The organism is Arthrobacter sp. GMC3, assembly GCF_002929305.1.
Taxonomy (GTDB): domain Bacteria; phylum Actinomycetota; class Actinomycetes; order Actinomycetales; family Micrococcaceae; genus Specibacter.
In genome coordinates this window covers 1-591 of sequence record NZ_PJIO01000115.1, presented here as the reverse complement: position 1 = coordinate 591, position 591 = coordinate 1, and the positions used below count along the sequence as shown (strand labels likewise).

Below are 591 nucleotides of genomic sequence, written 5' to 3'. Positions count from 1 at the left end.
ATTTCAAGCGCGACGCGATTCACTACGCCTGGGAGTTTCTGACCAGCGACAAGTGGCTGAACCTGCCCAAGGAGAAACTCTGGGTCACGGTGTATGCCACCGATGACGAGGCCTACGACATCTGGACCCAGGAAGTCGGCGTGCCGGCCGAGCGCATGGTGCGAATCGGTGACAACAAGGGCGCCCCTTACGCGTCGGACAACTTCTGGGCGATGGGCGACACCGGCCCATGCGGTCCCTGCACCGAGATTTTCTTCGACCACGGCGAGCACATCTGGGGCGGACCACCCGGTTCCCCGGAAGACGATGGCGACCGCTATATCGAGATCTGGAACAACGTCTTCATGCAGTTCAACCGCACGGCCGATGGCGTCATGCATCCGCTGCCGGCGCCGAGTGTCGACACCGGGATGGGCCTCGAGCGCATCAGTGCGGTCCTGCAGCACGTCAACTCGAACTATGAAATCGACCTGTTCCAGAGCCTGCTCAATGCAGCGGCGGATGCCATCGGCTGCGCCAACGAAGGTCAGGCTTCACTGAAGGTCGTCGCCGACCATATCCGCTCCTGCGGCTTCCTCATCGCCGACGGCG

At 62.3% G+C, this 591-nt stretch carries 1 protein-coding gene; it reads left to right on the top strand.

Going from position 1 to position 591, the window contains the following annotated elements; translation table 11 throughout:
- The coding region (locus CXQ94_RS23900; protein ID WP_258067314.1) for an alanine--tRNA ligase-related protein at positions 1 to 591 on the top strand (591 nt) is incomplete at both ends.